Genomic DNA, 24,060 nt, shown 5'->3' with positions numbered 1-24,060 from the left:
TCCTCGCGGGCAGCATGGCGGTGGCCGTGCTGGGCTCGCCGCGGTTCGTGGTGCGCGTCGGCACCACGGAGGTCGCCACCGAGGTCGACGCCGCGATGTGCGGCGAGTGCGGCCTCGTCCAGCTGCGGGGGCGCGACCCCGCGGCCGTGCGCACCGCCCGGCGGGCCGCCGGGCTGGGCCGCACCCCCGTGCGGTGGCCGGGCCTGCGCCCGCGCCCCGCTCCCCCGCGCGGCGACGGCGCCGCAGAGAGGTCGTGAACCGTGCCGGACCTGGGTGTGCCCCTCTTCCTCCTCGGGGCGATCGTGCTCATGACGATGCTGAGCCTCGGCCAGCACCGCTACTACGCCGGGACGGTGCGCCGCATGGCCGCCGCCCACGCGCAGCCCGGCCTCGTCCTCGTCAGCGGGCGGCACAAGGGCCGGCTGCGCGGCGCCGTGGCCGTGCTCGTGCTCGACGGCGAGCGGCGGGTCGTCGAGGCGCGGGTGATGGAGGGGGCCACGGTGGCGGCCCGCTTCCGCCCCCGGCCGACCTGGGTCGGGCACCGCGCCGACCGCCCGCTGCCCGCCCCCTGCTCGAACGGCGCGCGCCGGGCCGTCGAGGACGCGCTGCGGCAGCTGCCGGGCGCGCGCCGGGCGCCGCGGCCCGCCGGCCCGGTGCTGCGGGGGGCTGCCGCGCGACGGCGCTGAGACCTACGCTGCGCGGGTGCAGCGCGGTTGGACGACCTACGACGGCTCCTACGCCCCCCTCACCGCCGTGCCCGCGGAGGCGGTGGAGGCCGGCGAGCGCGCCCAGGACGGGCCGTTCGAGCTCGCCGACGTCGCCCGGCTCGGTCGGCGGGCCCTGCGGCGGGTCGTGCGCACCGCCCGCGCGGACCTCGCCCCGTCGCTGCAGCGCGCGGTCCGCGCGCACCTCGGCCCGCTGCCCGGCGGCGCCGCGGTCGCGACGGAGGCCTGGGCGCCGTACGACCACGTCAACGTGCAGGCCGGCCTCGACGCGTGGCTCGCCGAGCCGGGGCGCCGGCACGAGGTCGTCGGGGTCAGCGGCTTCCAGCACACCGACTTCGGCCTCGGCGAGCTGCTGTCGGCCCCGTGGGGCGAGCACGGGCCGCGCCCGGGGCCCCTGGCGACGGTCAACCTGGCCACCGGCCCCTCGGGGGAGGTGCGTCCCTGCGTGCGCTGCGGCCTCGTGCTCGTCGAGGAGGCGTCCGGCGCCCGCACCGTCCTGCTCGTGCGGGGCCCGGAGCCGCACGGCATGCAGGAGGGCGTCGTCGTGCAGGCCCTGTCCACCGAGGAGGGTGCCGGGGCGGCGGCGCTGGCCGACGTGCGGCGCCTGGCGCTGGAGCACAACGTCTTCCGCGGGCAGGTGCTGGCGTTCGGGGGCGACGTCTTCGGCCGCGGCGGCCCGCTGCTGACGTTCCTGCCCCGTCCCGTGCTGGACCGGTCCCGGCTCGTGCTGCCGGAGGAGGTGCTCGAGGCCGTCGAGCGGCAGGTCGTCGTGGTCGCCGAGCAGCGCGAGCGGCTGGTGGCGAGCGGGCAGCACCTCAAGCGCGGGCTGCTGCTGTGGGGCCCGCCGGGCACCGGCAAGACGCACACCGTGCGCTACCTCGTGGGGCGTACGCCCGGGACCACCGTCGTGCAGCTCAGCGGCGGCGCGCTGTCGATGGTGGGGACCGCCGCCTCGGTGGCGCGCGCCCTGGCCCCGTCGATCGTCGTGGTCGAGGACGTCGACCTCATCGCCGAGGACCGCGGCATGCACCCGGGCGAGCACCCCCTGCTCTTCGAGCTGCTCAACGAGATGGACGGCCTGGCCGAGGACGCGGACGTCGTGTTCCTGCTCACGACCAACCGGGCGGACGTCCTCGAGCCCGCGCTGGCCGCCCGGCCGGGACGGGTCGACCAGGCGGTCGAGCTCGGGCTGCCCGACGAGCGGGCCCGCCGCGCGCTGCTCGACCTCTACACCGGGTCGCTGCGGGTCGAGGCGGGCGCGCTCGATCGCGCCGCGGCCCGTACGGAGGGGGTCACGGCGTCGTTCCTCAAGGAGCTGCTGCGCCGGGCCGCCGTCCTCGCGGCCCGGCGCGACGCGGGCGGGCAGGGCGCCCTCGACGTCAGCGGCGCCGACGTCGACGCCGCGCTCGACGAGCTGCTCGACACCCGCAACGCGATGACCCGCGCCCTGCTCGGCGCCGGGGACGGCGCCTCGGGACCCGGGGGGTCAGGACCAGGCGCGCCGGGACCGGGCGGCCCAGTAGGCCCCGGGCTCCTCGACGAGCCCTGGTAGCGCGTCGAGGACGTGCGGCGGCAGCGTGACGGCCTCGGCGGCCACCGCGCTCTGCACGTGCCCGGGCAGCACCGCACCGGACAGCACCCGCCAGGCCCACGGCTGGGCCAGCGCGGCCGCGGCGGCGAGCCGGTCGACGGGCACGCCGAGGCCGTCGGCGAGCTCCGCCGCGCGGCGGGCGCCCGGGCTCGCGTCGCCCCCGCCCGGGACGAGCCGGCCGTTGGCGACGACCTCCTTGACGATCACGCGCGCGCCGCGCGCGTGCGCCTCGGCCAGCGCGGGGCCGGCAGAGGGCTCGAGGAGGTTCCACGTCGACTGGACCGAGGTGAACAGCGGCGCGCCGCCCACCTCCACGTCGAGAGCCGCCCGGACGGCGTCGCCCTGCGCCGGGCCCGAGGTCGAGACGCCGACGCGCACGCCCTCGTCGCGCAGCCGCGCGAGCGCCTCGTGCAGCGCGCGGTCGGTGAGGACGCCGGTGTCGAGCGTCGCGGAGTGCACGTGGTAGACCCCGAGCCGGTCGCCGAGCAGGGCGCGCGTCTGCGCGACCTGCTCGTGGAAGGCACCCACCGCGTGGTCCTTCACCTCGTGCACGTCCGCGTCCACGCGCCAGCCGCCGACGTAGCGGTAGCCCCACTTGGAGCCCACCTCGACGTCGTCCGCCCCGCGCTCGTCGAGCCACTGCGCGAGGAACTCCTCGCTGCGCCCGTACGAACGGGCGACGTCGACGTAGCGCACCCCCGCCGCGTAGGCGGCGTCGAGCACGACCCAGGTGCGCCGGCGCAGCTCGTCCGGCGAGCGGGAGGCGCCGAGGTCGTGCGCGCGGCCGGACGTGATGTACGCCGGGCGGGCGACCGCCGCGAGGCCGACCCCGGTGCGCAGCGCCACGTCAGCGCTTGCGCGCGACCCGCAGGATCATGCCGTCCTGCCCGGTCGTCACGACGAGCCCGTCGCGCTGCAGGCGGGTGCGGTGCGGCTGGTTGGGGTCGGGCCCGACGTCCTGCGGGTCGTCGAGCACGCGGCGGATCTGGTCGTCGCTCACCTTCATGCCGGCCGCGGCCTGGCGCGCGCCCTTGAGCATGCGCAGCGCGGGCCCGGTGCCGGCGCCGCCGCGCGGGCCGGTCGGCTCGGGGCCCTCGGGCCCGCCCGGGCCGCTCTGGGCGCGGGTGCGGCGCGAGCGCGGGGGGCGCACCGGGGCGTCGTACGCCTCCGGGGCCCCGTCGGCCTCGCCCGCGGGGGCCGCGGGCGGGGCGATGAACAGCAGGTCGGTCGACCCGACGGGAGGGGTGCTCACCGGCGCCCCCTCACTTGTGCCGGTAGACGAGCCGCCCGCGGGTCAGGTCGTAGGGGCTGAGCTCCACGACGACGCGGTCCTCGAGCAGCACGCGGATGTAGTGGCGGCGCATGCGCCCGGACAGGTGCGCCAGCACCTGGTGCCCGTTCGCCAGGTCCACCCGGAACATCCCGTTCGGCAGCGCCTCGGTGACGGTGCCCTCGACCTCGATGGCGTCGGTCTTCGGCATGCAGGTCCTTCCGTACGTCCTCCGGGCCGGCCCGTGCGGCCGGCGCGACCGCCCCCGGCGGGGGCGCAACGACGCGGGACGGGCCCGCGCCCTCCGGCACCGGCCCAGGCGCCCTTGCGCGCCGTCCCGGTGCCCGACGGTGCCGCCAGTCGATCGGCACCACTGTCCTCAGCAGCGTAGCGCCGCCGGTTGTTCCCGGCCACGGGTCCGCCACGCGCCGGGCGGGCGGGTGTGACGCAGCGCACGCTCCCGGCGCGGCACCCGGTACGCCCCCGTCGCCGAGGGCGTCCCATGAGGGGCACCCCCAGGCGGGCCGGCCGCATGAGGGGCACCCTCAGCAGAGTCGAGTCTGCTGAGGGTGCCCCTCATGGGTCCGCGGCGCCTCGGGGTGCCCCTCACGCACGACAGGGCGCGCAGGAGGGCGTGCGCGGCGTGGCCGGCGTCACCCCTTGACGCCGCCCTCGTTGGCGCCGGTGACGAAGAACCGCTGGAAGACGACGAACACGACGGCGACGGGGATCGTCATGAGCAGCGCCGCGGCCATCGTGAGCGGGAACTGGTTGCCGGACCCGAGCTGACCGCTCGTGAGCGAGGCGACGCCCTTGGTGAGCGTGTAGAGGTCGGGGTCCTGCGAGGCGACGATGTAGTGGGGCAGCTCGTTCCAGGACGCCTGGAACGCGAGGATCGTGAGGGTGATGACGGCGGGCCGGGCCATCGGCAGGACGACGGACCAGAAGGTGCGCAGGGTGCCGGCACCGTCGATGCGCGCCGCCTCCTCGATGCTCACCGGGATCCGGTCGAAGAACTGCTTCATGATGAAGATCCCGGCCCCGTCCGCCATGAGCGGGACCATGAGGGCGGCGTACGTGTCGTACAGCTGCAGCTGGTTGAGCACGAGGAACTTCGGGATGAGCAGCACGACCGGCGGCACGGCCATGATGGCCAGGACGAGGCCGAACAGCCCCGCCCGCCCGCTGAAGTCGATGCGGGAGAGCGCGTACCCGGCGAGGGAGCAGAAGAGGACCCGCCCCGCCGTCACGACGAGGGTGACGACGACGGAGTTGGTGAACCAGAGCGGGAAGTCGGTCTGCGCCAGCCGCTCGAAGGCGCCCCAGGTGAGGGGGTCGGGCACCAGGGCCAGCGGGTCCTGGGTGGCGTCGGCGTCGGTCTTGACGCTCGTCACGAGCTGGACGAGGAACGGGTAGAGGTACAGGAACGCGACGGCGACGAGCGCCGCGTACCCCAGGGCCCGCCAGCCGCGCCGCCGGGAGGGGCGCGGGCGGGGGCGGCCGGCGGCCGCCGCGGGCGTGCGGGACGTGGTGCGGACCGCCGTGCTCATCGCGCAGCCCCCTGGGTGCGGCGCCCCGCACGGCGCTGGGCGCGCAGCTCGCGGCGCTCGCGCACGTCGTCCCGGTCGCGCATGACGAAGCGCTGCAGCGCCGTGAGCACGATGATGATGACGAAGAGGACGAAGGCCATCGCCGCGCCGAGGCCCCACTCGTTCTGGCGGAACGAGTACAGGTAGGACAGGAACGCCGGCGTGAGCGTGGTCTTCGCCGGGTTGCCCTGGCTCATGACGTACACCTGGTCGAACACCTGCCAGGTGCCGATGAGCCCCAGGGTCAGGACGAGGAACAGCGTGGGCCGCAGCTGCGGCAGGACCACGTGCCGGAAGCGCTGCCAGCGGTTGGTGCCGTCGACGAGCGCGGCCTCGGTGACGTCGTGCGGCAGGTCCTGCAGGGCGGCGAGGAACATGAGCATGAACGTGCCGGTGGTCGTCCAGACGACGAGGGCGATGATCGCGCAGAGCGCCACGCTCGGCCCCGCGACCCACTCCCAGAGGCTCAGGCCGCCGACGGTGGTGCCGGCCAGCCAGGACGGCGGGGACCCCGCGTCCCACAGCCCGAGCGCGTCACCCAACAGGTGGACGGTCCCGCGGGGGTCCGCGAACCAGGTCGGCCCGTCCACCCCCACGAGGCCGAGCAGGGCGTTCACCGTGCCGGACCCGGTGAAGAGGAAGAGGAAGACCAGGCTGATGGCGACCGAGCTGGTCACGGACGGGAAGTAGAACGCGGTCCGGAAGAACCCGCGCCCGCGCAGGCGCTGGTTGAGCAGCAGCGCCAGCGCCAGCGCGAAGACCGTCTGCAGCGGGACGACCAGCAGGACGTACCAGGCGTTGTTGCGCAGGCTCGTCATGAAGTCGCGCCGGACGAGGCCGTCCTGGAGGAAGAGGCGGCTGTAGTTGTCCAGGCCCACGAAGCCGACGTCGCCGGTGAAGGGACTCCCCTGCCCGTCCCACGACGTGAGGCTCACCCAGAGCGCCATGAGGATGGGCAGGAGCAGGAACAGCCCGAGGATCCCCATCGCGGGTGCCGCCAACGACCAGCCGGCGACCTCGCGCTGGGCCCGCTGCGTGCGGCCGCTACGGCGGGGGGTCCGGGGCGCGGGCGGCGGCGCGGCCGGGGCCGCACCCCCGGCCCGCGCCGCACCGGGCGGGACGACGGTCACGTCACTCCCCCACGACGGACTCGAGGTTGGCCTGCAGCTGCTGCAGCACCTGCTGCGGCTCGGCGCCCGGCAGCTGCTGCAGCGCCGAGTCGAAGTCGAGGAGCACGCTCTCCACGCCCGGGGCGTTGACCGGGCCCTGGCCGTACTCCGAGCCGGCGAGGAAGGGCGCGTCCTGCGGGAACTGCTCGACGTACTCCGCGCGCGCGGACTCCCGCGACGGCATGACGCCGTACGCCTCCGCGTTGGCGAGCTGCTGCTCGGTGCTCGTCAGCGACTCGACGAGCGAGACCGCCTGCTCCTTGGCGTCGGAGGCGGCCGCGACCCCGTAGCACTGGGTGAACTGCAGGGTGCCCTTGCCCGCGGGCCCCGCCGGCAGCTCCACGACGCGGTACTCCACGTCGGGGTAGTCGTTGGCCATGGCGCCGCGGATCCAGTTGCCCTCGATGGTCATGGCCGCCCCACCGGTGCCGAACGCCTCGCCGCCCCAGCCCGCGTCGAGCTGCGACGGGTACTTCGCGACGCCCGCGTCGAGGAGCTCCCTGACGTAGCCGAGCGCCTCGACGTTCTCCGGGCTGTCGGCGGTGACCTGCCCGTCGTCGCCGAGGACCCATCCGCCGTTCTGCACGAGGAAAGCGCCGATCCGGTCCCGGGTGTCGCCGATCGCCAGGCCCGTCTGCCCGCCGGTGGTCAGCCGCTGGGCCACCGTGCGCAGCTCGTCCCACGTGGTCGGCACGTCGGCGTCGGTGAGCCCGGCCCGCTGCCAGGCGTCCTCCCGGATCTGCAGCGCGAGGGTGGAGAAGTCCTTCGGCAGGCAGTACTCCTCGTCCTCGTACGTGAAGGCCTCGCGCAGGGTCGGGTAGAAGTCGTCGGCGTCCTCGACCTGGTCGACGTACGGCTCGAGCGACCCGGCCTCGGCCAGGTCGGCGAAGCGGCCCGCGTCGACGTAGAACACGTCCGGCGGGTTGCCGCCCGCGAAGCCCTGGGCGAGCTGCTGCGGCAGGTCCTGCGCGACGACGACCTCGACCTCGTTGCCGGTCTCCTGGGCCCACGCGTCGGCGGCGGACTGCACGGCCTGCGTCTCGGCGTCGCCGCTCGAGGCGATGAGCACCTGCAGGGTCGCGGGGCCGGTCTGCTGCGCCTCCGACCCCGACCCCTCGTCCTCGAAGCCGCTCCCTCCGCCGCAGGCGGTCAGCCCGAGGGTCAGGGCGGTGGCGGTCGCGGCGGCGGCGAGGGCACGGCGGTGTGCGGTCATGGGGTCCTCCGGTGCTGGGACGTGGGTGCGGGGCCGGGGCCCGGCAGGGTGGTCGGTGCGGTGCTGCGGCGGGTTGCCGGTCGTCAGGGGCGCGCACCCCGGGTCGACCGGCGCACGACGAGCTCGGGCGGCAGCAGCCGCGGCGGGCAGGGGCTGGCGCCCTCGTCGAGCTGGGCGAGGAGCTGGTCCAGGCAGGTGCGGGCCGCCTCGGCGAGCGGCTGGGCGACGCTGGTGAGGCCGACCGCGGCGGCGGCGGGGGTGTCGTCGAAGCCGACGACGGCCGTCGCGGGGGTGCCCTCGCCGAGGCCGCCCGCCCCCTCCGCCTCGGCGGCCACCGCGAGCACCCCCAGGGCGAGCGAGTCGCTGGCGCAGACGATGGCGGTCGGCGGGAGGGCGCTCGTCAGGAGAGCGCTTGCCGAGGCACGACCCGCGTCCACGCCGTCGGGCACCGCGACGTCGTAGTGGTCGGGGAGCTCGAGGCCCCGCTCCGCGCAGGCCTCGCGCCAGCCGGAGCGCCGCAGGTCGCCCGAGCCGGACCCGGCGGGCCAGCCGACGAAGGCGATGCGCCGGTGCCCGCTCGCCACGAGGTGCCCCACCGCGGCACGGGTGCCCACCGCCCCGTCGACGTCGACCCAGCAGCCGGCCCCCCGCTCGGCGTCGGGCAGCGGCGCCGCCGGGTCGTCCCAGGGCCGACCGAAGGCCGAGTGCGGGACCCCCCGCTCGGCGAGCCAGCCCGACCGGGGGTCGCCGGCGTGCGTCCCGGTGAGCACGAAGCCGTCCACGTCGGAGGCCTCGAGGAGCTCGGCGTAGCGCTCGAGCTCGCCGGCGTCGTCCTCCGCGGTGAAGAGCAGGACCCGGTAGCCGGCCCCCTGCGCCCCCTCGACGAGGGCGTGCAGGAAGCGGTCGAGCACCGAGCCGTTCACCCCGTCGCGGAACGGGTCCAGCCGCATCGCGAGGGTGTGCGAGCGGCGGGTGCGCAGCTGGCGGGCCGCGCGGGAGGGGCGGTAGCCGAGCTCGTCCACCGCGGCGAGCACCCGCTGCAGGGTCTCCGGGGAGACCACGTGCGGCGCGTTGAGCGCGTTGCTCACGGTCTGGCGCGACACTCGTGCCGCCCGCGCGACGCTCTGCAGCGTCGCCCGCCCGGGCGCCGTCCCCTGGCTCACCGGCCCACCTCCTCGTCCTCCTCGACGCCTGCCTTGATCGATCAAACGCTGGCGAGCGGTGGCGTTTGATCGATCAAAGGGGTAGGGCTACGGTGACGCCAGCCCCGCACGGCTGTCAAGCAGGAGCCGCTCGGGCCGCCGTGGGGGACGCCCCAGCCGCCCCGCAGCCGCCCGCCGCGCGCTGCAGCGACGCCCGGCCCGCAGGACCAGCCGACCACCAGCCCCGACGCCCCGGAGGACCCGTGCCCGACCTCGACGCCCGCCCGCCCGCCGCCGGCACCGCCGTGGAGCGACCGCTCCAGCCGCTCCTGCACGACCTCGTGGCCGCGCTGCGCGCGCCCACGCAGGTGTGGAGCGCTGCGGACGGGCAGGTGCGGGCCTCCGGCGCCCAGGGCGCGTACCACGGTGACCTGCGGGTGCTCTCGCGGGCGGTCCTGCTCCTCGACGGGGAGGAGGCCGAGCACGTGGCCACGGTCCCGTACGCCGCCGACGACGTGCTCTTCGTCGCGCTCGCCCGCCGGCTCGGCGACCCCGGCCCGGACCCCACGGTGCGGGTCGAGCGCCGACGGCGCGTGCGCCCGGGGCGGGTGGAGGAGGAGGTGCTGCTGCGCAGCACGGCGGCCCGGGAGGTCGTCACGGAGGTGGCGCTCGCCGTGGCCTGCGACCTGTCCCCGATGGAGGTCGTGAAGCAGGGCGGCCGCCGCGAGGAGCTGCGCTCCCCCGGCCCCGGGCTGGCCTGGGAGCGCGACGGCGCCCGCGTCGCCCTCGAGGCCCCCGGGGCGCAGGTCGACGGCGCGGCGGGCACCGCGACCTGGGCGGTGCGCCTCCCGGCCCGCGGCGAGGCCCTGCTGCGCTGGGCCGTCACCGCCGAGGACCCCGGCGCGGTGGTGACGGCGCCGGCCTCGCCCGCGCCGGAGTGGTCGGTGCCCCGGGTGCGCGCGGACGACAGCCGCCTCGCCCCGCTGCTCGCGCGCTCGCTCGACGACCTGGCCGGGCTGCGCATGGCCCCCGTCGACGCGCCGCACGAGGCGTTCCTCGCCGCAGGGGCGCCGTGGTTCTTCACGCTCTTCGGCCGCGACTCGCTGTGGGCGGCCCGCATGCTGCTCCCGCTGGGCACCGGCCTCGCCGCGTCCACGCTGCGCGTGCTCGCGGCACGGCAGGGCCGGCGGGTGGACGGGGCCACCGCGGAGGAGCCGGGCAAGGTGCTCCACGAGGTCCGCGCCGGCACCTTCGAGGTCGTCGGCGACCACGAGGGGGCGGTGCTGAGCCTGCCGCCGGTGTACTACGGGACGGTCGACGCCACCCCGCTGTGGGTGTGCCTCCTGCACGACGCCTGGCGGTGGGGCATGCCGGCGGCGCAGGTCGAGGCGCTGCTGCCGGCGGCGGAGGCCGCGCTGGAGTGGATGGTCGAGCACGGGGGCGGCGGGGACGGCTTCCTGCACTACGTGGACCGCACGGGCAGCGGCCTGTCCAACCAGGGCTGGAAGGACTCGGGCGACTCGGTGCGCTGGCGCGACGGCTCGCTCGCCCGCGCCCCCATCGCGCTGTGCGAGGTGCAGGGGTACGCCTACGAGGCGGCCGTCGGCGGTGCCGCGCTGCTCGCGGCGCACGGCCGGGCGGGCGCGGACCGCTGGCGCGCCTGGGCCGACGACCTCGCGGCCCGCTTCCGCGCGCGCTTCTGGGTCGAGGACGAGGAGGGGCCGTACCCGGCGATCGCCCTCGACGCCGACGGGCGCCCGGTCGACACCCTCACCTCGAACGTCGGGCACCTGCTCGGCACAGGGCTCCTCGACGAGCGGGAGAGCGCTGTCCTGGCTCAGCGCCTCGTGTCGCCGCGGATGCTCAGCGGGTACGGCGTCCGCACCCTCGCCTCCGGGTCGGGCGGCTTCGCGCCGTTGAGCTACCACGGCGGGTCGGTGTGGCCGCACGACACCGCCATCGTGCTGACCGGGCTGGCGCGCGCGGGGCGCTCCGCCGAGGCGGCCCTGGTCGTCGACGCGCTCCTCGCGGCGGGCGAGGCGTTCGACCACCGCCTGCCCGAGCTGTTCGGCGGGGACGCGCGCGCGGACGTCCCGCGCCCGGTCCCCTACCCGGCGGCCTGCCGCCCGCAGGCGTGGTCGGCCGCGGCGGGGGTCGCCGTCCTCGGCGCGGTGCTCGGGCTGCGGCCGGACGCCCCCGCCGGCACGCTCGGCGTGGAACCGCTCGCGCCGTCGCCCGTGGGTGCGCTCGAGGTCGAGGGCCTGCGGTTCGGCGGCGAGCCGGTCGCCGTGCGGCTCGACCGCGACGGACGGCGCCTGGCGTAGCGGGCCGCCGCGGGCTGCCCCGCGAGCACGCCGGCGAGCACGAGCAGCACGCCGACCCCCTGCGCGGGCCCGAGGCGCTCCCCCGCCAGGGCGGTGCCGAGGGCGACCCCCGTGAGGGGGTTGAGCAGGCCGAGCAGCCCGACGGTGCCGGGGTCCAGCCGCGCCAGGCCCGCGAACCAGCACGAGAAGGCCAGGGCGGTCGCCACCAGGGAGACGAAGGCGAAGCCGGCGACCGCAGGAGCGTCGAGCGCGGGCGGGGCGCCCTCGACGACGGCGGCGGCGGGCACGAGCGCCAGGCCGCCCGCCAGCAGCTGCCACGCGGTCCCGGACAGGACGTCCGGCGCGACGAGCGCGGGGTCGCGGCCCCACCGGGCGGCGAGCACGTACCCGAGCGAGGCCATGAGCAGCGCGGTGACCGAGGCCAGGACCCCGCGCGGGTCGGGCGCGGCCGTGCCGGCGCCGACGAGGAGCGCGACGCCCGCGAGCCCCAGTCCCGCGCCGGCGAGCGGCAGCGCCGCGGGCCGGCGCCCGAGCAGCGGCCAGGCGAGCAGGAGCAGCAGGAGCGGCGAGGTCGCCATGACGGTCGCGGCCACGCTCGTCGGCAGCAGCTGGGCGGCGACGTACACGAGCGCGAAGAAGGCGCCGGTGTTGAGGGTGCCGAGGACCGCGGAGCGCCACCACCACGACCCGGCGGGCAGGCGCCGCCGCAGGGCCAGCAGCACCAGGCCGGCCGGGACGGCGCGCAGGACCGCGCCCCAGAGCGGGCTGCCGGTCGGCAGGGCCTGGCCGGTCACGTAGTAGGTGGCGCCCCACGTGACCGGCGCGACGGCGGCGACGGCGCTCCAGCGCCAGGTACCTTCCACGGAAGCGAAAGTACCTGACGGGGAAGGTACTGTCGAGGCATGAGCGACCGCGTCGACCGCATCCAGGCGGAGTGGGCCCGCGAGCGCCCCGACCTCGACGTCTCGCCCCAGGGGGTGATCGGGCGGCTGCACCGCCTCGCCGCCGCCCTCACCGACGAGCTCGTCCCCGTCTTCCGCCGGCACGGCCTCGGCGAGGGCGACTTCGACGTGCTGGCGGCGCTGCGCCGGGCCGGGCCCCCGTACGAGCGCTCGGCCGGCGCGCTCGCCGCCGCGACGATGGTCACGAGCGGGGGCACGACCAAGCGGCTCGACCGGCTGGAGGCCGCAGGGCTCGTGGTCCGCCGCCCGAGCCCCGTCGACGGCCGCGGGCGGGTCGTCGCCCTGACCCCCCGCGGCGTCGAGGTCGTCGACGCCGCCGTCACCGAGCACATGGCCAACGAGCACCGCCTCCTCGAGGGGCTGTCCGCCGAGGACCGCCGGCTCCTCGAGGACCTGCTGCGACGCTGGCTCGCGCGCCTCGAGGACCCGCGGGCCTAGCCCGGTCCGGGCGGCCCTAGGAGGCCAGGCGCCCACCGGGGGCGCCGGTGCCGCCCTCGGGCGCGTTGACCTCCGTCCACAGCGCGTCGAGGGACAGCCCGAGCACCTCGGCGACCGCCGCGACGGTGGGGAACGCGGGGGTCGCGACGCGCCCCGACTCGATCTTGCGCAGGGTCTCGGGCGACACGCTGGCGTCGAGCGCGGTCCGCAGCATCGGGCGGTCGCCGCGCGCGCGGCGCAGGAGCGCGCCGAGGCGGCGGCCGCGCTCGACCTCGGCGGGGGTGAGCGGGAGCCTGACCATGCCGGGATGGTAGTACCGGGACTCCCGTACCGGGATAGTCTTACCGGGACCGTTGTCCCAGACCGAAGGCGGGCACCCCATGATCGAGATCCTGGACCGCAGCCAGCTGCCGCGCGCGCGGGCGGCGGGGGCGCTCGTCGCCCGGGTCCTGCAGGAGTGCCGCAGCCGCTGCACGGTCGGCACCAACCTCCTCGAGGTCGACCGCTGGGTGCAGCGCGCCGTCCTCGAGGCCGGGGCCGAGTCCTGCTACGTCGACTACGCGCCCTCCTTCGGCCGCGGCCCCTTCGGCCACTACGTCTGCACCTCCGTGGGCGACGCGGTGCTGCACGGGCTGCCGCACGACCGGGAGCTGGCCGACGGCGACCTGCTGACCCTCGACCTCGCCGTGTCCCTGCACGGCGTGGTCGCGGACGCGGCCGTCAGCTTCGTCGTCGGCACCGCCCGGCCCGCCGGGAGCGAGGCGCTCATCGACGCGACCGAGCGCGCCCTCGCCGCGGGCATCGCCGCCGCGGGGCCCGGGGTCCGCCTCGGCGACGTCTCGCACGCCATCGGGAGCGTCCTGCACGCGGCCGGCTACCCGGTCAGCACCGAGTTCGGCGGGCACGGCGTCGGCTCGACCATGCACCAGGACCCGCACGTGCCCAACACGGGCCGCCCGGGCCGCGGCTACCGGCTGCGCCCCGGCCTGCTGCTCGCCCTCGAGCCGTGGGTCATGGCGGACACCGACGAGCTCGTCACCGACCCCGACGGGTGGACCCTGCGCAGCGCGACCGGCTGCCTGACCGCGCACAGCGAGCACACCATCGCCGTCACCGACGACGGGGTCGAGGTCCTCACCGCGGCGCCGTGACCCCCCGCTCCCCGGCGTCGCCGGCCGCGGCGTCCCCGCCGGCCGGCGCCCCCGCCACGGGCAGGCCCGCGGCGCGCCACGCCGCGTAGCCGCCGACGACGTCGGTCGCCGGCACGCCCAGCTCCAGCAGGTCGGCCGCGGCGAGGCTGGAGCTGTAGCCCTCCTGGCACAGGACGACGACGGTCCGGTCGTACGACGCCACGGGCAGCCGGGCCGAGCCCTGCGGGTCGAGCCGCCACTCCAGGACGTTGCGGTCCACGACGAGCGCGCCGGGGACCTCGCCGTGCTCGGCGCGCTGGCCCACCGGGCGGATGTCGACGAGCAGCGCGCCCGCCGCCACCGCGTCCGGGGCGGCCGCCGGCTCCATCCGGTCGAACCGCTCGCGGGCCGCGGCCAGCACCTCGTCGATGCTGCGGGCGCCCGGCGGCCGGGTCACCAGTCGCTCCCGGCACCCTCGCGCGCGGTCACGCGGAGGACCCCGTCGACGAGGGCGTAGCGCGTCATCGTCGTCAGGGCGGGACCGTAGAGGTGCAGGCTGACCGCGGGGCCGTCGAGCGCCGCGACGTCGTGGAGGTGGTCCGGGCCGAAGGTGCGCACGGCGGCAGTCTGCAGCACCCGCTCGCGCAGGCGCGTGCGCAGCCCGTCGGCCCGCGGCGACAGCTCGCGCAGGGCCCCGCGCAGGACGGTGAAGGCCCCGGCGCTGCCGCCGTGGTCGTGGAGCCCCGTGGACTGCCCGGGCAGCCAGGTGAGCAGCCACGCCTCGTACCCGGTCCCCGTCGCCACCCGGGCGTAGTGCCGGTGGTCGGGGTCGTAGCGGACCGCCCCGCGCCAGAGGTCCTGCTCGGCCGCGAGGCGGCGGACCAGCCGCGACAGGTCCGCCGGCGAGGGGGCGCCCGGGCCGTGGGGCAGGGCCGCTCCCAGGCTGGGCCCGGGGTCGAGGGCGGTCATGGAGCGGGCGCTGTCGTGCGGAGGTCGGTCATGGTCCCTTCCCGTCCGGTGTCGTCGTGCTGCGGTCCTCGTGCCGGGTGCGTCAGCGGGCGGTGAGGTAGCGCCCGTCGTGGTAGACGAGCGGCGGCTCGCGCCGCTCCAGCGCCGCGCCGAGCGCGCGGGCGACGACGATCGTGTGGTCCCCCGCGGCGTGGCGCGCCTCGACCGCCGCGCGCACGCGCACCGGCGCCTCGCTCAGGGCCGGCTCGCCCGAGGGCAGGCGGAACCAGCGGGTCGGGGGCGCGAAGCGGTCGACGCCCGAGGCCGCGAAGGTGCGCGCGACGTGCTGGTGCCGGGCGTCGAGGAAGTTCACGACCACGGTGCCCGCGTCGCGCAGCGCGGGCCAGGCCGAAGCCGTGCGCGCGAGCGCGAACGACAGCAGCGGCGGGTCGAGGCTGACCGAGGCGAGCGAGGTCGCGGTGAAGCCCGCCGGGCCGTCCCCCGCGTCCGCGGTGACCACGACGACCCCCGCGGGGTGGCCGCGGAAGACCGCGCGGAAGAGGTCCGGCGGCAGCCGCTCGTCCTCGGCGGCCGGCAGCGGGCTGGGGCCGGTGGTCACGACGGCACCTCCAGGGTCGGGGCGGGAGCGGCCGGCAGGGCCGCGGCGTGCCCGGCGACCCAGGCGGCCGCGCGGGTGGGCAGGTCGGGCAGGTCCCGCTCCTGCACGAGCAGTGACGCGCCGGGCAGGTCCGCCCCGAGCTCGGCGAGGACGAGGCGCAGGTGGGCGTCGGCCGTGCGCAGGTGCCCGGGCGAGCCGGCGACGACCAGCGGCACGGCCAGCGCGCCCTCGAGCGCGCCGGGCGGGAGCCCGTCGAGGAAGAGCTTGAGCAGGCCGGTGAAGCTCCCCCGGTAGGCGGGGGTCGCGACGACGACGACGGCGGCCGTGCCGACGGTCCGCGCCGCCTCGAGCACCGCGGGGTCGCCGGGGGCGAGCAGCGCCGGCCCGAGCGCGGCGAGGTCCACGACGGGGACCTCGCCGCCGCCGGACGCGGCGCGACCGAGCGCCTCGGCAGCACCGCGGGTGCGGGACCCGGGCCGCGGGTTGCCGACGACGGCGGCGACCCCGCTCACGCCGGCACCCCCGCGACCGCGGGCACCGCCTGGCCCGGGACCCGCGCCCCGCGGGACCGGCGGTCCGCGGGCCGGGGCAGGCCGTAGTGCTCGCGCAGGGTGGTGCCCGCGTACGCGCTGCGGAAGGCCCCGCGCTCGCGCAGGACCGGCACGACCTGGTCGACGAACTCCTCCAGGCCCGAGGGCAGCGCGGGCGGCATGACGTTGAAGCCGTCCGCGGCCCCGGAGCGCCACCAGGCGAGCATCGTGTCCGCCACCTCCTCCGCCGTACCGCTGAAGGTCCGGTGCCCCCGCCCCCCGCCGAGCCGGCCGATGAGCTGGCGCACCGTCAGCCGCTCGCGACGGGCGAGGGACACCACGAGCGCGTACCGGCTCCGCATGCCCTCCACCGACTCCTCGTCCGGCAGCACCGCGGGCAGCTCGCGGTCGAGCGACAGCTCGTCCGGCGCGACCCGCAGCAGGGCGGCGAGCTGGCGCAGCGCGTGCTCCGGCACGATGAGCCGGTCCAGCTCCTCCTCGCGCTCGCGCGCCTCGGCCGTGGTGGCGCCCAGCACGGGCACCAGGCCGGGGAGCACGCGGACCGACCAGGGGTCGCGCCCGAGCCCGGCGGCGCGCCGGCGCAGGTCGTCGGCGAACGCCTGCGCGTCCTCGAGCGTCTGCTGCGCGGTGAAGACGGCGTCCGCGTACCGGGCCGCCAGGTCCTTGCCGTCGGGCGAGGAGCCGGCCTGCACGAGCAGCGGGTGGCCCTGCGGCGGACGCGGCACGTCGAGCGGCCCGCGCACCGAGAACGCCGCCCCGCGGTGCTCGACCGGGCGCACCCGGTCGGGGTCGCCCCAGACGCCGGCCCCCTTGTCGGCCAGGACCGCGTCGTCGTCCCAGCTGTCCCACAGCGCCCGGACGACGTCGAGGGCCTCCCCCGCCCGCGCGTACCGCTCGGCGTGGGACGGCAGCGCCGTGCGCCCGAAGTTGCGCGCCGCGTCCTCCGAGGCCGTCGTCACGACGTTCCAGCCCGCGCGCCCGCCGCTGACGTGGTCGAGCGAGGCGAAGCGCCGCGCCAGGTGGTACGGCTCCTCGTACGTCGTCGACGCCGTCGCGATGAGCCCGATCCGCTCGGTCGCGCCGGCGATCGCCGTGAGCAGGACCGTCGGGTCGAGGGCGCCGGCGGGGCGCCGGCGCACGTCGGCGGCGAGCGCGGGGCTGTCGGCGAAGAAGACCGAGTCGAAGGTGCCCCGCTCGGCCGTGCGCGCCATCGCCTGGAAGTGGCGCACGTCGGTGCCGGCGGCGGGGTCGCTGCCGGGCAGGCGCCACGACGCCTCGTGGTGGCCGGTGCTCATGAGGAACGCGTTGAGGTGCAGCTGGCGGGGTGCGCGGGTCACGGGGTGCCTCCTGGGCGCGTCGGGACGGGTACGGGGTGGTGGGGCGCCTCGACGCCGAGCGCGCCCAGCAGGTCGGCGCGCAGCGCCGCCGCGTCGGTGCCGGCAGGGCGGTCGAGCACGATCCGGCCCTCGTCGACGACGAGGACGCGGTCCGCGAGGGCGACGGCCTCGTCGACGTCGTGGGTCACGAGGACGACGGCGGGGCGGTGCCGGGCGCACAGCTCGCGCAGCAGCGCGTGCATGCGCAGCCGGGTGAGCGCGTCGAGGGCGCCGAACGGCTCGTCGGCGAGCAGGAGGGCCGGGTCGCGCACGAGCGAGCGGGCCAGGGCGACCCGCTGCTGCTCGCCGCCGCTCAGCTCCCCGGGCCACGCCCGCTCGCGCCCGCCGAGCCCGACCTCGTCGAGGGCGGCGGCCCCGCGGGCGCGGGCGCCGGCCCCCGGCAGGCCCAGCACGACGTTGTCGAGCACGCGGGCCCACGGGAGCAGCCGGGCGTCCTGGAACACGACCGCGCGGCGCCCGGGCACGTCGAGGTCGCCGGACCCGGGCGTGTCGTCGTCGAGGCGGGCCAGGGCCCGCAGGAGCGTGCTCTTGCCCGAGCCGCTGCGCCCGAGCAGCGCCACGAACTCCCCCGGCGCCACGTCGAGGTCGAGGCGGTCCAGGACGACGCGCCCGCCGTACCCGCGGGAGAGGGCGCGGGCGCGGACCGCCGGGCCCGGCGCGCCGCTGCGGGGCTCCGGCGTCAGGCGCCCAGCGAGCGTCGCCACGACAGCGCCCTCCTCTCGACGGCGCGCACGGCGTGGTCGCCGAGCAGGCCGAGCAGGCCGTACACGACGAGGCCGACGACGATCACCTCGGTCTGGCCGTAGGTGCGGGCCTGGGTCATGAGGTAGCCGATCCCGCTCGTGGCGCCGATCTGCTCGACGACCACGAGGGCCAGCCACGACACGGTGACCGCCATGCGCAGCCCGGTGAGGAAGCCGGGCAGCGCCCCGGGCAGGGCGACCCGGCGCACGAACGCGCCGCGGGACAGCCCGACGGTCTCGGCGAGCTCGACGTACCGCGCGTCCAGGCCGCGCAGGGCGGCGTGCGTGTTGACGTAGACCGGCGTGAGGACGCTGAGCACGATGACGATGACCTTCATCTGCTCGCCGATGCCGAACCACACGATCGCCAGCGGGACGAGGGCCAGCGCCGGTACGGCGCGCTTGACCTGCACGGGGCCGTCCACGAGCGCCTCGCCGATCCGGCTCAACCCCGCGACGAGCGCCAGAAGCAGCCCTGCGGCGACGCCGAGGACGAGACCGGTGCCCGCGCGCTGGAGCGAGGCGGCGAGGTCGCGCTGCAGGCGCCCGTCCGCGAGCAGGTCGCCCGCGGTGGCCAGGACCGTCCAGGGCGCCGGCAGCGTGCGCGGGTCCAGCGCCCCGCCCGCCGAGGCCGCGGCCCAGGCCGCGACGAGCAGGAGCGGGCCGAGGGCGCGCAGGAACGGCACCGGGCGCGCGGGTCCGAGGCGGCGGCGGCGCCGGCGCGGGAGCAGGAGGGCGCCGGGCGGCGGCGCGGCGGGGCCGGCGGGGCCCGCGGGACGGGGCAGGACCTCGGTCGCCACGGTCACCGCCCCGCCGTCACGACGCGCGCTCCCGCGGCGCGCGCGCTGCGGGCCACGACCGGGCCGAAGCGCAGGTCGAACCCGTCGGCGGCCCGGACCGGGCGCGGGAGCTCCCCCGCCGCGTCGATGAGGTCGATGGTCGCCTGCTGCCGGGCGACCAGGGCCTCGTCGAGGGCGGGGAAGACGACCTCCCCCTGGGAGGCGACGATGCGCCGGCCGTCCTCGGCGCTCAGGCCCTGGCTCTCCACGTAGTACTCCTGCACCCACTCCTCCGGGTGCTCGTTCACCCACGCGTAGGCGCGGACCGTCCGCTCCACCAGCGCGCGCACGGCCGCGGCCCGCGCCTCGTCCTGCAGCACCGCGCGGCGGGCGTAGACGAACGTCAGCCCGGTCGAGAGCGCGGCGGTGTCCTCGGCGGGCAGCACGGAACCGCCCTCGTCGCCGACGGCCTCGAGGAAGCGCGTCACGGACGGCTCGAGCAGCGGCGCCACGTCGACCTGCCCGGTGCGGACCGCGTCGGGGAAGTCGGCGAGCTGGAGCTCGACCAGCTCGACGTCCCCCGTCGTGAGCCCGGCCGCCTCGAGCGCGCGCAGGACGATCGCCTGCTGGGCCGTCCCGGGGGCGTACGCGAGGCGCTTGCCCCGCAGGTCGTCCAGCCCGTCGACGCCGGCGCCGGGGGCCACGGCGAGCCGCGTGCTGCGCGGGTCGACCTGGCGCGCGAGGACGATCGGCACGTCCTCGCCCGCGACGAGCGCCTGGATCGGCGGGGTGTCGCCGACCGGGGCGACGTCGGCCGCCCCGGCGCGGAAGGCCTCGAGGATCGCCGGGCCGCCGGTGAAGTTCGCGAACTCGACCTCGAAGGGCAGGTCGTCGAGCTCGCCGGACGCGCGCAGCACGGTCTGCAGCGACTCGCTCTGGTCGGCCACGACGAGGCGGGTGCCGGGCGGGACGTCCGTCGGCAGCGGGGCGTCCGCCGCGACGGGGGCGGGACCCTCGGCGCCGGCCCCGCCGCAGCCGGTGAGCAGGAGCGAGCCGGCGGCGGCGAGGGCGGCGAGAGCGGTCAGGGGGCGTACGGGCATGCGCTGTCCCATCAGGGTGCTGGCGAGGTCGGCCCGCTCGCGCCGGGGGCGCGGGGCCGGGAGGGGAGGGGAGGGGCCGGGGCGGGCCGGCGGCAGGGTGGTGACGCGTCGGGGCGGCGGCGCGGCGCAGGGCGCGGCGCGCTCAGCGACAGAGGTGGCTGTCGGTGCGCATCAGGTCGATGCTGCGACGGCGGGTGAGCCCCGCGCTCGGCGTCATGGGGCGACTATACCCACTAACCCTGTAGGGATTGTCAAGCAGGCGGGGTGGCCCGGGCAGCACGAAGGGCCCGGCCGTGGCGGCCGGGCCCTTCGCGAGCGTGGAGGTGGCGGGAATCGAACCCGCGTCCTACGGAGCAGGACCAGGGCTTCTCCGGGTGCAGCCTGCTACGGGTTCCTCAGCTCCGCCGGTCACGCAGGCGAGCCGGCGCCGAGCCCAGTCGCTGTGCGATGTCCCGCACGACCCCGCGACCGGGCCGAGCGGTGGAGCCTCCTAGCGATGCCAGGTCCTAGGCCGGAGGCGGTCCTAGGCTGACAGACGCACTACTCGCTGTCAGGCAGCGAGAGCGACGTCGGTGCGCTTGATATTGGCACCTATTGGTTTGCCGGTCATGGTTAACGAGATCTTCCCGGCATCCTCGACCCGCTTCCCCTGGACGTACGTCCGCAGTCGAGACCTTTCACCCCCTGTGCAGTTGTGCTCGCCACCCTAGCAACCGACGGGCGTCCCCGTCTCTTCCCCGAGGACCTCCTCGTACGCGTCGACCTCCCGGACCGGCAGCGACGTCGGCAGCTCGAGGTGGTGCGCGAGCGAGGGCAGCAGGCCCGCGCCGCCGTACCGCTCCATGGTCCGCAGCTGCGCGACGACGTCCTCGCCGTAGCCGTGCCGTCCGACCCGTCCGTGGAAGTCGAAGCCGCCCGAGGCCCGCAGGGCGGCGGTGTCCCAGAGGACGCAGCCGGCGACCCACGCGACCTTGTACGCCACCCATCCCCGCGGCGGTACCTCGACGCGCGCGGCCAGGTGCACGACGTTCGCCGCGTTGTGCAGCCGCCACCGCTCCCACCCCGGCGTGCCCTTGCGGACCCGCTCGGGGACGACGGGGCCCTCCCACGGCTCGAAGGCGGCCTGCTCGTGCGGCCGGACGTCGCCGGCGTACGAGAGGCCGTCGAGCGCCATCCCCACGAAGCCGCAGCCGAGGGTCGCCAGGGCGTCGGCGAGCCGGGCCATCGCGCCCGGCTCGAGCAGGACGTCGTCGTCGAGCGCCAGGTGCTGCGGGCTGCGCACCCGGGACAGCAGGAAGTGCCGCTGCTCGGTGACGCCGCGCTTCTCCCGGCGGTGGTGCAGCTCGACCTCCCACCCGCGGTGCCGCAGGACCCGCAGGACGGCGGCCACCTCCGGGGCCTCGTACGAGGGCGCGGGGTCGCCCTGGTCGGCGAGCACGAGCCGGGCGGGCGCCTCCTGGGCCGCGAGCCCGGCGAGGGTGACGGCCAGCCCGGCGGGGCGCCCCCCGGTGGGGACGACGACGTCGATCACGCGAGCGGCTCCGGCTCGGTCGCGCCGCCGGGCAGCTCGAGGGTGCGCAGGGCGCGGACCCGCTCCAGCAGCCCGGTGGTGGAGCGGTCCTCGACGTAGTCGACGATGCGCACCTCGCCGCCGAGCTCGCGCACGAGCGGCGCCTCCTCGAGCATCGCCTCGGTGTAGTCGCCGCCCTTGACGTAGACGTCCGGGCGCAGCGCCCGCAGCAGGTCCGCCGGGGTGTCCCCGTCGAACTCCACGACGTGGTCCACCGCGGCGAGCCCGGCGAGCACGGCGACGCGGTCGCCCGCCGGGTTCACGGGCCGGTCGGGGCCCTTGAGCCGGCGCACGGACGGGTCGCTGTTGACGCCGACGACGAGCACGTCCCCCTGGCGGCGGGCCGCGTCGAGGTACGCGACGTGCCCGCGGTGCAGCACGTCGAAGCAGCCGTTCGTGAAGACGATGCGCCGCCCCATCGAGCGGTGCGTCGCGGCGAGGGCCGTGAGCTGCCCGGCGGCGACGACCGCCGACCCGGCCCGCAGCAGCTCGTCGTGCAGCTGCGGCAGGCGGCAGACGGCGGTGCCCGGCTGGCGGACCGCGACCGACGACGCGGCGCACCCCACCCGCGCCGCGTCGACCACGGGCGCGCCGGCCGCGAGCGCCAGCACCGCCCCGGCGGCGAACGTGTCGCCCGCGCCCGCCGGCGCGGCGCCGGCGACCGGGCGCACCGGCACGTGCACGCTCGAGCCCGGGGCGACGACCACCGCGCCGTCCGCGTCGAGGGTGACGACGAGGGTGGCCGCGCCGAGCCGCTCGCGCAGGGCGTCGCCGTGCTCGGCGACGAAGCCGAGCCGGTCCTCGCGGAAGGCGCGCAGCTCCGCCGCGCCGAGCACCGCCTCGACCTCCTCGGCGTCGGGCTTGACGAGGTCGGGGGCGAGGTCGGCCCAGCGCAGCGGGTCGTGCGCGTCGACGACGAGCAGCGCCCCCTCGGCCCGTACGGCCGCCACGAGCGCCCGGCGGACCTCCCCGGTGAAGAGCCCGGCGTCGTAGTCGGCCGCCAGCACCACGGGGCAGCCGGCCACGGCGCCGGCGAGGGCGCCCACGAGGTCGGCGACCGCGCCCGCCGGCGGCTCGACGGCGTCGCCGGTGTCGAAGCGGGCCACCACCTGCCCGTCCGCGCACACCCGGCGCTTGGCCACCGTGCGCCGGCCGGGGACCGTCAGGACCGAGCTCACGTCGACGCCGTCGCGGGCCAGCAGGTCGCGCACGAGCGCGCCCTCGGCGTCCTCGCCCACCACGCTCACGAAGCGCACCGCCGCCCCGAGGGCCGCGAGGCCCCGCGCGGCGTTGGCGGCCGCGCCCGGCGCGTCGGACTGCCCGTCGACCTCGACCACGGGCACCGGCCCCTCGCGGGACATCCCGCGGGGGCGGCCGTCGTACCAGGTGTCGAGGCAGGTCTCGCCCACCACGGCCACGCGCGTGCCGGCGAACCGGGCGAGCAGCGCGTCCCAGGCGGGCCGCTCCTCGCGGCCGGTGAGGTCGATGGTGCGGTCGTCCGTCACTCAGGCGGCCTTCCCGTCGAGCAGGCGCAGCGCGGCGTCGGCCACGTCCCGCGGGGCGATGTCCAGGCACTCGTGCCGGAACGGGCAGGTGAACGCCCGGCAGGGCGAGCACCAGGTGGGCCGGCGGAAGAGCGCGACCCGGGTCGTGCGGGGCTCGAACTGCCCCGGCTGCTCGGTGCCGGCGAAGAGCACGGCGAGGGGGGTGCCCAGCGCGTCGGCCAGGTGCATGCCGCCGGAGTTGTTCGTGACGGCGACCGCGGCGCCCTCGACGAGCGCCGCGAGCCCCGGCACGTCGAGCACCCCGGCGGCCCCGACCGCGCCCGGGGCCCCCGCGACGACCTCGTCGACGAGCGGCGCCTCCTTGGCCGAGCCGGCGACGACCACGTCGAGGCCCGCGGCGAGCAGCCGGCGGGAGACGTCGGCGAAGCCCGCCGGGGACCAGCGGCGCGACGAGCAGGACGCGCCGGGCAGCACCGCGGCGTACCCGCCCCGCACGCCGGCGCCGGAGAGCACCGCGGCGGTGCGCTCGCGGGCGGCGTCCGGGACCGTCAGCGCGAGGTGCGTGCCCTGCGCCGGGACGCCGAGCCGGTCGAGGAGGTGCAGCGCGCGGTCGACCTGGTGCAGGCCGTCGTCGGGCGAGGCCGCCCAGTGCGTGAGCAGCGCGCCGCCGAACTCCTTCGACATCCCCGCCCGCACCGGCACGCCGGCCAGGTGCAGGACGAACGCCGTCGGCCACGGCGACTGGGTGAACGAGGTCAGGACGACCGCGGCGTCGTACGCGCCCTCCCGCACCCGGGCGACGAGCCGCAGCTCCTCGGCGGGGTCCGGCGACACCCGGCCGGCGAGCTGCCAGGACGGCGAGTGCTCGAGCGTCCCGTCGACCTCGGGGAGCAGCGGCGCGACGGCGGCGCCGGCGGGCGCGGCCATGAGGTCCAGGCGCGCCCGCGGCGCGGCGGCGCGCAGCGCGCGCAGCGCCGGGCCGGCCATGACGACGTCGCCGAGGTTGTCCGTCCGCACGACGAGCAGGCGCTCGACGGCGGCCCAGTCCACCGGCGGCCCCGCCCACTCCCCCGGGTGCCTGCCGAGCCCGCGCTCGCGCGCGAGCGCGCGGTCGCCCTCGCCGTGCGGGGGCAGGGCGCGCGCGTCCCGGGGCAGGTCCCGGGGCAGGTCCCGGGGCGGGTCGAGGGGCACGTCGGGCACGCGGGGACGCTACCCGGGACGGACCGGTGCATCCCTCCCGGCGTGCCGGGGCGCCGCCGTGGCAGGGTGCGCAGGTCGTCGGCGGGGCGGGAGCG

The 24,060-nt window shown here is 77.6% G+C and carries 25 protein-coding genes, 1 other RNA gene and 1 pseudogene; 6 read left to right on the top strand and 21 right to left on the bottom strand.

Annotation, left to right across the window (positions count from 1 at the left end):
• Positions 1–20 precede the first annotated feature (20 nt).
• From D5H78_RS12575 to D5H78_RS12565, 3 genes are read left to right on the top strand one after another with little or no spacing between them, the layout of a single operon-like run.
• Positions 21–257: a hypothetical protein gene (locus tag D5H78_RS12575; RefSeq protein WP_133412056.1), complete on the top strand. Its 237-nt coding sequence runs from the start codon at positions 21–23 to the stop codon at positions 255–257.
• Between the two features lie 3 nt (positions 258–260).
• On the top strand, positions 261–686 hold the full coding sequence (locus tag D5H78_RS12570) for a transcriptional regulator GutM (protein ID WP_218566554.1): 426 nt from the start codon (positions 261–263) through the stop codon (positions 684–686).
• Positions 687–702: 16 nt separating this feature from the next.
• Positions 703–2,277 carry an ATP-binding protein gene (locus tag D5H78_RS12565; protein WP_119950823.1) on the top strand — a complete coding sequence of 525 codons (1,575 nt, stop codon included), beginning with the start codon at positions 703–705 and terminating at the stop codon, positions 2,275–2,277.
• Here the strand turns inward: D5H78_RS12565 and D5H78_RS12560 are convergent.
• The 7 genes from D5H78_RS12560 to D5H78_RS12530 form a co-directional block, all read right to left on the bottom strand.
• The gene (locus D5H78_RS12560; protein WP_119950822.1) at positions 2,212–3,162 is read right to left on the bottom strand and encodes an aldo/keto reductase; all 951 of its coding nucleotides are present in this window, start codon (positions 3,160–3,162) and stop codon (positions 2,212–2,214) included. The genes D5H78_RS12565 and D5H78_RS12560 overlap by 66 nt on opposite strands.
• Before the next feature lies 1 nt (position 3,163).
• Positions 3,164–3,568 (bottom strand): hypothetical protein, encoded by a 405-nt coding sequence (locus D5H78_RS12555; protein WP_119950821.1) that lies wholly within the window; start codon positions 3,566–3,568, stop codon positions 3,164–3,166.
• A 10-nt stretch (positions 3,569–3,578) separates the two neighbouring features.
• The gene (gene infA / locus D5H78_RS12550; protein ID WP_119950820.1) at positions 3,579–3,797 is read right to left on the bottom strand and encodes a translation initiation factor IF-1; all 219 of its coding nucleotides are present in this window, start codon (positions 3,795–3,797) and stop codon (positions 3,579–3,581) included.
• A 442-nt stretch (positions 3,798–4,239) separates the two neighbouring features.
• Positions 4,240–5,136: a carbohydrate ABC transporter permease gene (locus D5H78_RS12545; RefSeq protein ID WP_119950819.1), complete on the bottom strand. Its 897-nt coding sequence runs from the start codon at positions 5,134–5,136 to the stop codon at positions 4,240–4,242.
• Complete coding sequence (locus D5H78_RS12540) at positions 5,133–6,161, bottom strand: carbohydrate ABC transporter permease (RefSeq protein WP_119950818.1); 1,029 nt, start codon at positions 6,159–6,161, stop codon at positions 5,133–5,135. The genes D5H78_RS12545 and D5H78_RS12540 overlap by 4 nt, the downstream gene beginning before the upstream one ends.
• Positions 6,162–6,306: 145 nt before the next feature.
• Positions 6,307–7,557 (bottom strand): sugar ABC transporter substrate-binding protein, encoded by a 1,251-nt coding sequence (locus D5H78_RS12535; RefSeq protein WP_119950817.1) that lies wholly within the window; start codon positions 7,555–7,557, stop codon positions 6,307–6,309.
• A gap of 83 nt (positions 7,558–7,640) precedes the next feature.
• Positions 7,641–8,720: a LacI family DNA-binding transcriptional regulator gene (locus D5H78_RS12530; protein ID WP_119950816.1), complete on the bottom strand. Its 1,080-nt coding sequence runs from the start codon at positions 8,718–8,720 to the stop codon at positions 7,641–7,643.
• Between D5H78_RS12530 and D5H78_RS20555 the strand changes: the two are divergent.
• Positions 8,663–10,672, top strand: a pseudogene (locus D5H78_RS20555) (glycogen debranching N-terminal domain-containing protein); the annotation flags it as partial. The gene D5H78_RS12530 and the pseudogene D5H78_RS20555 overlap by 58 nt on opposite strands.
• Before the next feature lie 134 nt (positions 10,673–10,806).
• Here D5H78_RS20555 and D5H78_RS12520 read toward each other — a convergent pair.
• Complete coding sequence (locus D5H78_RS12520; RefSeq protein WP_119950815.1) at positions 10,807–11,886, bottom strand: DMT family transporter; 1,080 nt, start codon at positions 11,884–11,886, stop codon at positions 10,807–10,809.
• A 39-nt stretch (positions 11,887–11,925) separates the two neighbouring features.
• On the opposite strand from D5H78_RS12520, the gene D5H78_RS12515 reads away from it, so the two are divergent.
• A complete protein-coding gene (locus D5H78_RS12515) occupies positions 11,926–12,423 on the top strand; it encodes a MarR family winged helix-turn-helix transcriptional regulator (protein ID WP_119950814.1) in 498 nt (165 codons plus the stop codon).
• A 16-nt stretch (positions 12,424–12,439) separates the two neighbouring features.
• On the opposite strand, the gene D5H78_RS12510 is transcribed toward D5H78_RS12515, so the two are convergent.
• On the bottom strand, positions 12,440–12,724 hold the full coding sequence (locus tag D5H78_RS12510; RefSeq protein WP_119950813.1) for a helix-turn-helix domain-containing protein: 285 nt from the start codon (positions 12,722–12,724) through the stop codon (positions 12,440–12,442).
• Between the two features lie 79 nt (positions 12,725–12,803).
• On the opposite strand from D5H78_RS12510, the gene map reads away from it, so the two are divergent.
• Complete coding sequence (map, locus tag D5H78_RS12505; protein ID WP_119950812.1) at positions 12,804–13,574, top strand: type I methionyl aminopeptidase; 771 nt, start codon at positions 12,804–12,806, stop codon at positions 13,572–13,574.
• Here the strand turns inward: map and D5H78_RS12500 are convergent.
• The 12 genes from D5H78_RS12500 to D5H78_RS12445 form a co-directional block, all read right to left on the bottom strand.
• Positions 13,558–14,010: a rhodanese-like domain-containing protein gene (locus tag D5H78_RS12500; RefSeq protein ID WP_218566553.1), complete on the bottom strand. Its 453-nt coding sequence runs from the start codon at positions 14,008–14,010 to the stop codon at positions 13,558–13,560. The two genes, map and D5H78_RS12500, sit on opposite strands and share 17 nt — an antisense overlap.
• Entirely contained in the window at positions 14,007–14,522 is a 516-nt protein-coding gene (locus D5H78_RS12495) for a cysteine dioxygenase (protein WP_119950811.1), read from the bottom strand. The genes D5H78_RS12500 and D5H78_RS12495 overlap by 4 nt, the downstream gene beginning before the upstream one ends.
• A gap of 82 nt (positions 14,523–14,604) precedes the next feature.
• Complete coding sequence (locus tag D5H78_RS12490) at positions 14,605–15,120, bottom strand: flavin reductase family protein (protein WP_119950810.1); 516 nt, start codon at positions 15,118–15,120, stop codon at positions 14,605–14,607.
• Positions 15,117–15,632: an NADPH-dependent FMN reductase gene (locus tag D5H78_RS12485; protein WP_119950809.1), complete on the bottom strand. Its 516-nt coding sequence runs from the start codon at positions 15,630–15,632 to the stop codon at positions 15,117–15,119. The genes D5H78_RS12490 and D5H78_RS12485 overlap by 4 nt, the downstream gene beginning before the upstream one ends.
• Positions 15,629–17,008: an LLM class flavin-dependent oxidoreductase gene (locus D5H78_RS12480; protein WP_218566552.1), complete on the bottom strand. Its 1,380-nt coding sequence runs from the start codon at positions 17,006–17,008 to the stop codon at positions 15,629–15,631. Before D5H78_RS12480 ends, D5H78_RS12485 begins: the two co-directional genes overlap by 4 nt.
• The gene (locus tag D5H78_RS12475) at positions 17,005–17,772 is read right to left on the bottom strand and encodes an ABC transporter ATP-binding protein (RefSeq protein WP_119950808.1); all 768 of its coding nucleotides are present in this window, start codon (positions 17,770–17,772) and stop codon (positions 17,005–17,007) included. Before D5H78_RS12475 ends, D5H78_RS12480 begins: the two co-directional genes overlap by 4 nt.
• The gene (locus D5H78_RS12470; protein ID WP_119950807.1) at positions 17,748–18,617 is read right to left on the bottom strand and encodes an ABC transporter permease; all 870 of its coding nucleotides are present in this window, start codon (positions 18,615–18,617) and stop codon (positions 17,748–17,750) included. Before D5H78_RS12470 ends, D5H78_RS12475 begins: the two co-directional genes overlap by 25 nt.
• The gene (locus D5H78_RS12465) at positions 18,614–19,690 is read right to left on the bottom strand and encodes an ABC transporter substrate-binding protein (protein WP_218566550.1); all 1,077 of its coding nucleotides are present in this window, start codon (positions 19,688–19,690) and stop codon (positions 18,614–18,616) included. The genes D5H78_RS12470 and D5H78_RS12465 overlap by 4 nt, the downstream gene beginning before the upstream one ends.
• Before the next feature lie 315 nt (positions 19,691–20,005).
• Positions 20,006–20,375, bottom strand: a transfer-messenger RNA (tmRNA) gene (ssrA, locus tag D5H78_RS12460).
• Positions 20,376–20,396: 21 nt separating this feature from the next.
• A complete protein-coding gene (locus D5H78_RS12455; protein WP_119950805.1) occupies positions 20,397–21,221 on the bottom strand; it encodes a glycosyltransferase family 2 protein in 825 nt (274 codons plus the stop codon).
• Complete coding sequence (gene rfaE2 / locus D5H78_RS12450) at positions 21,218–22,765, bottom strand: D-glycero-beta-D-manno-heptose 1-phosphate adenylyltransferase (protein WP_119950804.1); 1,548 nt, start codon at positions 22,763–22,765, stop codon at positions 21,218–21,220. The genes D5H78_RS12455 and rfaE2 overlap by 4 nt, the downstream gene beginning before the upstream one ends.
• Positions 22,766–23,965, bottom strand: a complete 1,200-nt coding sequence (locus D5H78_RS12445; protein WP_218566549.1) for a glycosyltransferase family 9 protein — start codon at positions 23,963–23,965, stop codon at positions 22,766–22,768.
• Positions 23,966–24,060: the final 95 nt, after the last annotated feature.

It is taken from the genome of Vallicoccus soli, assembly GCF_003594885.1.
GTDB lineage: Bacteria > Actinomycetota > Actinomycetes > Motilibacterales > Motilibacteraceae > Vallicoccus > Vallicoccus soli.
This window is presented reverse-complemented; position numbering and strand designations above follow the sequence as displayed.

What these genes read in the sequence shown, in the direction of transcription:
- infA (WP_119950820.1), bottom strand. Translation starts at nt 3,797, where the DNA reads ATGCCGAAGACCGACGCCATCGAGGTCGAGGGCACCGTCACCGAGGCG.
- D5H78_RS12545 (WP_119950819.1), bottom strand. Translation starts at nt 5,136, where the DNA reads ATGAGCACGGCGGTCCGCACCACGTCCCGCACGCCCGCGGCGGCCGCC.
- D5H78_RS12540 (WP_119950818.1), bottom strand. Translation starts at nt 6,161, where the DNA reads ATGGGGATCCTCGGGCTGTTCCTGCTCCTGCCCATCCTCATGGCGCTC.
- D5H78_RS12535 (WP_119950817.1), bottom strand. Translation starts at nt 7,557, where the DNA reads ATGACCGCACACCGCCGTGCCCTCGCCGCCGCCGCGACCGCCACCGCC.
- D5H78_RS12515 (WP_119950814.1), top strand. Translation starts at nt 11,926, where the DNA reads ATGAGCGACCGCGTCGACCGCATCCAGGCGGAGTGGGCCCGCGAGCGC.
- D5H78_RS12510 (WP_119950813.1), bottom strand. Translation starts at nt 12,724, where the DNA reads ATGGTCAGGCTCCCGCTCACCCCCGCCGAGGTCGAGCGCGGCCGCCGC.
- map (WP_119950812.1), top strand. Translation starts at nt 12,804, where the DNA reads ATGATCGAGATCCTGGACCGCAGCCAGCTGCCGCGCGCGCGGGCGGCG.
- D5H78_RS12495 (WP_119950811.1), bottom strand. Translation starts at nt 14,522, where the DNA reads ATGACCGCCCTCGACCCCGGGCCCAGCCTGGGAGCGGCCCTGCCCCAC.
- D5H78_RS12465 (WP_218566550.1), bottom strand. Translation starts at nt 19,690, where the DNA reads ATGCCCGTACGCCCCCTGACCGCTCTCGCCGCCCTCGCCGCCGCCGGC.